This is a genomic window from Microcoleus sp. Aus8_D2 (assembly GCF_036702665.1).
GTDB lineage: Bacteria > Cyanobacteriota > Cyanobacteriia > Cyanobacteriales > Microcoleaceae > Microcoleus.
This window is the reverse complement of record NZ_JAUBUN010000002.1, coordinates 218,711-226,756: the sequence shown is the minus strand read 5'-3', so window position 1 is coordinate 226,756 and position 8,046 is coordinate 218,711. Positions and strand designations below refer to the sequence as shown.

The window sequence follows — 8,046 nt, the reverse complement described above, 5'->3', positions numbered from 1 at the left end:
TTTCTCCTCCTCTGTGTTCTCTGCGGCCTCTGCGGTTCCTTCAATCTTTCCCCCATTAACCTCAATTTTTCGCGAGTAAAGAAGGACTGAAGTCCTGACTACGAACCTTTTTCCTCTGCTTCTTCTTTCTCCTCCTCTGTGTTCTCTGCGGCCTCTGCGGTTCCTTCAATCTTTCCCCCATTAACCTCAATTTTTCGCGAGTGACGTTCCGATGCAGCTTGTTGCAGCATTTTTAATTTTTCAGGGTCAGCATCCGATCGCCAAAACAACCTATGACCTTTAATCTTAACGCAATTGTCCTCCAAACACTTCACCCATTCCCGATACTTCTTAACTGCGCCACCATCAAGAATCCCTAACTTTTCCTCTTGGCGGGTGAGTTTGGCAAACTTTTCGTAATGAGGATAGCTAGGCGTCACAAAAGCTTCTTTTCTCACCAAAAGGGGTGGATTGTACACATCGGAATAGTCTTGATAGCTGACAGAAAGGTCGCCCAAATGTATGTGCATAGCCCTGTGGAGGGCTGGATGCGGGTTAGTGTCAAAATCGGGATAAAATAAATAGGAAATCTGAGGTTTGCGAGCGTGAAATTTGATAATTGTTGCGCCGTCTAGCCGGCCAATTGTGCGGTTGGCGCAGCCTTCGTACAGCCGCAGCAAAGGGTCGAGTTCTTCTAAAAATGAGACGTGAACTGAAAGGGAACCCTGTTGTTTGTAGCCGATCGCACTATCCTCGCAACAGTCCGCCACAATATCCGGTTTGCTCAGACTGTATAGCATTAAATCTGCCAAAGTGCAAGCTTTTTGATAATTGTCAAACAAACCCTTGATGTCATTGCGGATTTGAGCGGGAAGCCGGCGCATCGAAGGTCGATCGCCCAAACCGTTAAGAGCGAGATATACTAGCAAATCCTGGCGGCGCTTGTCGGCGATTTTCTCCCAATCATCCGCATCCGTTGCTTGCAAAATCACCCTCCAAGCGCGGTTAAAACTGTGAAATTCCTCCTTAATCGGCGATTCTTCGGCTAATTCGCCCTTCACCGGAAGCCGCCCCCGATCGCTCACAAAACCCATCAAAGGAGCCAGCATTTCCTCGTAATCCTCAAAACGCTTGACTTGCGATCGCACTCTGGGAGTCGCTAAGTGCGATCGAAACCGAGAAGCCCGAAAACCCTCACCCTCCGCCGCATCCCGAAACACAAAATAGATTCCCAAAGCCACAGGAATTGCATCAACATTCAGAACTTGATCGATATAAACCTTCAACTCTTCCTGTTCATAATACTTCTGAAAAGTATTCCGAGAAGTAATCACCCCATCCCCATAAGCAATTTGACCGCGATCCGGATCGTCAATCAAAACCTGAGCCGCCACCACCAATAAATTCTTAGTTAATTCCCAAGCATTCAGCAAAGCTTCCCGGCGTTCCGCCAAAGATTCAATCACATTAATTACATAACCAATATTCACAATATCCGCAGAAATTCGCGGAGTATCCGGCTGATAGTACGGGTCCCAACCCGCAGCAGCATAACCTTCTTCAGCAATACATTTAACATCGCCGCCGTAACCGCAACCGTAATCAAAAAAAGTCATCCCATCCACAAACAAATCTGATTCCAAAACCAAACGCAGAGGTTTAGAAATAGAGTTGCGCACCATCGCAGCTTTGTGACGCTCAATCTTGGGAATTGATAACTCGCTATTCTCCTGTTTCACACGCTCGACAACAGCATGATCGTGGATTTCAACACCGCAATATCCCAAATATTTAAGCCAACCATCGCGAGTCCCGATCGCGCTTGTATTGTCCAGCAGTCCCCATCCTTCCTCGCAGCGAGTCAGCCGAGCAAACTTCTCGTAATTGGGATAATCTGGTGTTACAAAAGTTTCTTTGCGGTGCAAAACAGGTGGATTTTCGCTGTTGCTATAATCGAAATATTTAACTTCGCCTGTTTCTAGATTAATTTGGATGCTGTTTTGCAAAGCAGGGTGAGCGTCTGTATCGAAATCGGGGTAAAAAAGATAAGATATTTTAGGTTGATTGAGATAAAACTTAACTAAAGTTGCTTCATCAATATTTTCGAGATAGCGTCTCGCACAATTTTCGTAAATTACCAGCACAGGATTGAGTGCGGACACAGCGGAAACGTGAACGTAAAAAGCCGTAGGTAATTTTTTGCCGACTGGGCTTGTTCGACAGCAGTTAGCTATTTTTGCTACCAGATTATCCACAGAAAAATCATTGATTTCCTCGGGCGGACACGGAACGGCATTTACAGAAGTTTCCCCAGCAAGAGGATTGTTTTCCTGCAATACAACTTCCCGAGCAAAAGCCATCAAAGGCGTCAGCAGTTCTCCATTATTTTCTAATGGTTCGCTATTTGAAATAGTGTTTGTATCGGTATCGTCAGTCATCGCTAAACAAATCGATTTTTTAAATTAATTGCCGAGGAGTCTGAGTCCTAGGGTGCGTCAGGAATAAAACTTTTGGTCTGTTTTCAAAACATTTCGACCTGACGCACCCTACAATAACTACAATAACTAACTTAGCACTCTGAGTCCTAGGGTGCGTCAGGAATAAAACTGTTCCTCTGTTTTCAAAACATTTCGACCTGACGCACCCTACAATAACTAACTTAGCACTCTGAGTCCTATGGTGCGTCAGGAATAAAACTGTTCCTCTGTTTTCAAAACATTTGGCCCTGACGCACCATACAATAAATACAATAATTAATCACTATCATCATCGAAGTATTTAAATGTTAACCAAACATTCGAGTTTCCACAAACTCTTGAACTCTGGCTAAATGACTGGACAAACTCGCTAATATGTTTTCAACCCTCTCAATTGTTGACAATCCCGAAGCTGGCGGTTGAGATTGAAAGCCTCGCGCTTGATGCTCCAATTGTGCTGCTAAATCAGACATCTGAGCAACTCCAACATTGGCAGAAGTTCCCTTGAGACGGTGAGCTTGATATTCCACAGCTTGCCAATCTTTAGCTTCTACGGCAATTTTGGCAGCAGCCACATCAGCTTGCGCGTTTCCCACAAATGCTTGCAAAAGTCGCTCTGGCAATTTAATATTAACTCGTCCGAGTTGCTCCAATCTGCTTTTGTCCAACAGTCCGTCGCAGTCTCCGTATTCCCAAGTTTGAAGCGCGCGCGGCGAAGCTATCCCGTAGGGAATCGCCTTTGGTGCCGGCATAGTTATCACCTCCGCTTTTTCCACAGCTTCTTTATAATTTGTTGCTAACTCAGAATTGTGAGAATTGTTTTCCAAATTAATACTTTTAACTCCATACTTATTTTTAAACTCAACATTTTGGGCTTCATACTTTTTCAGTACCGCCGCCAAAGCATCTAAATCTACAGGTTTGCTGAGATAATCGTCCATCCCCGCGGCCAGACACTTTTCTCGTTCTCCCGGCATAGCGTGAGCAGTTAAAGCAATCACAAAAGTATGCCGAGCGCCATTTTCTCGTTCTCTCAGCTTTTGCGTCGTTTCATAACCGTCAAGGATTGGCATTTGACAGTCCATCAACACTAGATCGTAGCCTTTTTTGGCCAGCAAATCCAAGGCTTCTTGACCGTTGGCGGCACAGTCAGCATCATACCCTAAAGCTGCCAACTGTTCGACAATCACTTGTTGATTGATCGGATGGTCTTCCGCCAGCAAAATTCTCAGAGATGAGGGCGAATTGAGAGTAACATATTCAGAATTAACTCCTGGGAATTTGCAAGTATGAGCAGCCTCCAAGCTGTCAAACTCTCCCGTTCCCTTAACCGCAGCCCGCAAAGCCTCAAGCAGGCGGGAAGGCCGCACCGGCTCGATCAAATAGCCGCGAAAACCATGACAGCAAAGCGCTTCAGCTTTCGGCTGTTCCCGCAGCGCCGTCATGGCGATTAACGAGCCAACTGTCAGCATCGATCGCACTTTCTGAGCAAATTCCTCAGCATCCAAATCCGGCATTTGCAAATCCACCAGCACCGCATCACAGCATTTTTCACCTTCCTCCGAATGCCCAGAAATGCTGCTATTGGCCTTTTTCAACCAAGTCAAAGCAGCAGCAGCAGTTTCTGCCTCGTCGCAGCGGGCGCCCCAACTTTGAGCGAACGATCGCACAGCCGCCCTCCTCACAGCGCTTGCAGAGACTACTAACAGCTTCTTGCCCGTGAGTTCGGTAGTCTGAGGCTCAAATTGCAACTGTTTTTCCAAAGGTACAGCAAACCAAAAAGTCGAACCGTTGCCGAGAAAACTGCGAACCCCAATGGCACCTCCCATCATCTCCACTAACTGCTTGCAAATAGCCAAACCCAAACCCGTGCCGCCGTACAGCCTAGTCGGAGAAGCATCTACCTGAGAAAAAGATTGAAACAGTTTTGTCTGCCCTTCCGGCGAAATTCCTATCCCAGTATCCCGCACCGAAAATAGCAATTTTGCCCCTTGTTTGCCGTCTGCGAGTCGATCGCCCCGCTTGAGGGTCACGTGAACTAAAACTTGACCGCGATCGGTAAATTTTATGGCATTTCCCGTCAAATTCAGCAATATTTGCTTCAACCTACCCGAGTCGCCCACCAACTTTCTCGGCACCGCACTGTCAACTAAAATATTTAATTCAATACCTTTTTCCTCTGCCAAAGGTGCCACCATTTCTATCACCGATTCCAGGCAGCTATCCAAATCAAAATCCGCCTTTTCCAGCCGCATTTCTCCAGCTTCAATCTTAGAGAAATCGAGGATATCATTAATCACGCTCAGCAAATGTTCGGCACTGCGGAAAATAGTCTGAGCGCACTCCCGCTGTTTTGGTTCCAGAGGAGCGCGCAGCAGCAATTGAGCCATGCCCAAAACCCCATTCATCGGAGTGCGAATTTCGTGACTCATGTTCGCCAAGAATTGCGACTTAACCTGGCTGGCTTTCAGGGCTGTTTCCCGGGCTTCCACCAACTCATTAATCTTGTCGGCTACCATCACCATTCCCCCCACTTTGCCGTCGGGTTTGTACCAAGGGTGAGCTGCCCAGCGCAGGTACATCACAGAGCCGTCTGCTCGTTCCCAAGCATCTTCGCTCACAGAAACTACCTTACCCTTTAACACATCTTGATACATCATTTTCCACCGATTAGGCGTATCTGGAAACAATTCGTAATGACTGAGATTTGTCAGGGACTGCCACTCAAAATTAAATTGAGTCAGCCATTGGTGAGAGTTAGCTACATAGCGCATTTCTGTATCGAACATCGCCATGGCTACGGGCACGCAGGTAATAATTTGTTTGAGTTGCTGCCGTTCTCTTTCTAGGGCAGCTTCGGCTTGTTTGCGTTCAGTAATATCGCTAATCATGCCAGCCATCCGCAGTGCTTTTCCTTGGGAATTCCGCTGAGCTTTGCCCTGAGAAGTGCAGTAGCGGTAAGCACCGGATGAGTGCAGCAGCCGGAATTCTACATTGTAGTCGATCGCTTGTTCTAGATGAGCTGCGATCGCCCGGACGATGCCGTCCTTGTCATCGGGGTGCAGGCGGCTGTAGAGAGCATCCATCGTGCTGCCAAATTGATCTCGCGGCAAACCGATAATTTCCAAAAGGCGATCGTTCCAATAAACCTCATTTTTACTTAAATCCCAATCCCAAATTCCGTCGTTCACTCCCTCTAAAACTAACCTGTACCGTTCCTCGCTTTCCTTAAGTTGTTGGCTGGCATGAAACGCCTGAGATTCGGCGCGGTAAACCCGAATGGCATGGTACAAACTGCGCGACAAACTTTCAGCAGACATCTTGCTTTTAGCGATATAATCAGAAGCTCCCGCCTTCATCAATTCCACAGCAATTTGTTCGTCGCCTTGACCTGTGAGCACAATTAAGGGAACTTTCAGCCCAGCTTGTCGTACACTTTTTACCAAACTGAGTCCGTCTCCGTCGGGCAAGCCGTAGTCTAGGAATACGCAGTCAAATTTGCAGTCAAATATCTGATTTAATAGCAGCGAATTTTCTGTTTCCTCAACCTCGCTTAACTGTTGAAATTTATTGGGAGGCGAGAGTTTCGCGGCTGCTATACTAGAACTTTTGCTAACCGATAGTTTTGCCAGAGCATCGGCGCAGTCTTCGGCTTCAGTAACTTCTACCGAAACCCCAGCGGACTTGAGGGAGCGTTTGACCGCCATGCGATCGACTTCATCGTCATCAACTATCAGAATTTTGATAAGTTTGTCCATAACAACCGAATTGTGGATTTATCTGAAAAAGCTGCGGCCTACCCAAAAATGAATGTGAAGCATTTCTGCGGAGAGTAAAAAGCGTTTATTGGGAGTGCTGTCCCCGGCTTGCTTGTATCTAGCGAGCGGGGACAGCACTAATACAATAAAACTGAGATTATCCCAACTAATTAATACAAATGCAGTGCGGAAATATCACACAATTCACATTGAAAAAAAATCTGTTTATTTTCCATAATCTAAGGGATTTCGCTCAGCATCCAGTATCTGTTGAGGGTAGCCATAACTTCCACAAAATTAGAAAAAGTGACAGGCTTAAGAATATAACCAGCTACATTCAAATTATAAGCTTCAACCTTATCTCTATCTTCATTAGAAGTTGTCAGGACGATCACCGGAATCGACTTCAACTTTTCATCCAGCCGCAATTCTCGCAAAAACTCTATCCCGTTCATTCTCGGCATATTCAAGTCCAGCAAAATCAACCGGCGCGCTTGAGGCATTGCAGGCTCTGTTTTGCTTTCCCCGCGCAATATATCCAGAGCTTCTAATCCGTTTGCAGCCAAGTAGAGGGGATTGACTATATTATTTTTTTTGAACGCTCGCCGGACGTTCATCACATCCACCTCATCATCTTCTACCAAGAGGATATGAATTTTTTTGTCTTCCATAAATCAGCCATTTTACAGATGTTTTTTAACCGCCAGTCTGTGCGGTGAGCTTCTTTCAGCACCATCGCGAACCCAGCAGGTCTAATCTCTATTGTGCTTTGTAAAGAATCATTTATGCCTCAGCCGGTGGCGGTATATATCTGGAGGCGTACTCGCCACTGCTGGGGCATGAGTTTTTGTCGATCGGCAAAAACTCGCCAATCATGCCCGATCGAGCTACTGTAAAATCTAAAACTCATCTAAATTATTAACTGCCATGTCAGCCGATCGCAAACTCTACGAAGGCAAAGCCAAAATCCTCTACTCCACCGAAGACAGCGAAATTTTGCTGACCCACTTCAAAGACGACGCCACCGCCTTTAACGCCCAGAAACGCGGCAGCATCACCGGTAAAGGCGAAATCAACTGCGCCATATCCGCCCACCTGTTTCGGATGCTAGAAGCCAAAGGCATTCCCACGCACTTCATCGACACCCCCGCCCCCAACCAAATGCGAGTCTGCCGCGTCCGCATCTTACCCTTAGAAGTCGTCGTCAGAAACATTGCCGCCGGTAGCCTTTGCAAACAAACCGGAATCGCCCTCGGTACAATTATCAATCCGCCGCTGGTGGAGTTTTATTACAAAAACGACGATTTGGGAGACCCGCTGTTGACCCGCGGCAGATTGCAGTTAATGCAGCTAGCCACCCCGGAACAAGTACAGCAACTGTCCATCGCCGCCCGTGAAATTAACGAAATACTCAAAGAATTTTTTACCCAGTGTGGCATCACCCTGGTAGACTTCAAACTGGAATTTGGTATCGACCAACATCAAAATCTGATCCTCGCTGACGAAATCAGTCCCGACACTTGTCGCCTCTGGGACAACGCAGAAACTGACCCCGACGCCCGCGTGATGGACAAAGACAGATTCCGCCGCGACTTGGGATCGGTAGAAAGCGCTTACCAGCAAGTTCTCCAGCGGGTTCTAGCTCAGAAAGTCTAGAGCACTTAGCAATGCGCTACAATTGCACAGTTTGTACTTATACCCTTCTACCTTCGGTGTCAGCAATCAGCGGTGAACAGTCATCAATTAGCGGTCAGTAGATTTTCCATTTTTCGATTTGAGATTTACTTCACAGATGAATCTGGGAGGTTGAACTCTTAGTCTAAAATTTGGGG

4 protein-coding genes are annotated in these 8,046 nt (G+C 46.7%); 1 reads left to right on the top strand and 3 read right to left on the bottom strand.

Annotated elements, in window-relative coordinates:
- Positions 1–98: 98 nt before the first annotated feature.
- From QUB64_RS02775 to QUB64_RS02765, 3 genes are all read right to left on the bottom strand, one after another.
- A complete protein-coding gene (locus tag QUB64_RS02775) occupies positions 99–2,417 on the bottom strand; it encodes a DNA phosphorothioation-associated putative methyltransferase (protein ID WP_333266265.1) in 2,319 nt (772 codons plus the stop codon).
- Positions 2,418–2,764: 347 nt separating this feature from the next.
- On the bottom strand, positions 2,765–6,214 hold the full coding sequence (locus QUB64_RS02770; protein WP_333266263.1) for a response regulator: 3,450 nt from the start codon (positions 6,212–6,214) through the stop codon (positions 2,765–2,767).
- A 239-nt stretch (positions 6,215–6,453) separates the two neighbouring features.
- The gene (locus QUB64_RS02765; RefSeq protein WP_333266261.1) at positions 6,454–6,885 is read right to left on the bottom strand and encodes a response regulator; all 432 of its coding nucleotides are present in this window, start codon (positions 6,883–6,885) and stop codon (positions 6,454–6,456) included.
- A 256-nt stretch (positions 6,886–7,141) separates the two neighbouring features.
- On the opposite strand from QUB64_RS02765, the gene purC reads away from it, so the two are divergent.
- Positions 7,142–7,870 carry a phosphoribosylaminoimidazolesuccinocarboxamide synthase gene (gene purC, locus QUB64_RS02760; RefSeq protein ID WP_333266260.1) on the top strand — a complete coding sequence of 243 codons (729 nt, stop codon included), beginning with the start codon at positions 7,142–7,144 and terminating at the stop codon, positions 7,868–7,870.
- Positions 7,871–8,046 lie beyond the last annotated feature (176 nt).

Coding starts and splice junctions, on each gene's coding strand:
- purC (WP_333266260.1), top strand. CDS start 7,142: ATGTCAGCCGATCGCAAACTCTACGAAGGCAAAGCCAAAATCCTCTAC.
- QUB64_RS02770 (WP_333266263.1), bottom strand. CDS start 6,214: ATGGACAAACTTATCAAAATTCTGATAGTTGATGACGATGAAGTCGAT.
- QUB64_RS02765 (WP_333266261.1), bottom strand. CDS start 6,885: ATGGAAGACAAAAAAATTCATATCCTCTTGGTAGAAGATGATGAGGTG.
- QUB64_RS02775 (WP_333266265.1), bottom strand. CDS start 2,417: ATGACTGACGATACCGATACAAACACTATTTCAAATAGCGAACCATTA.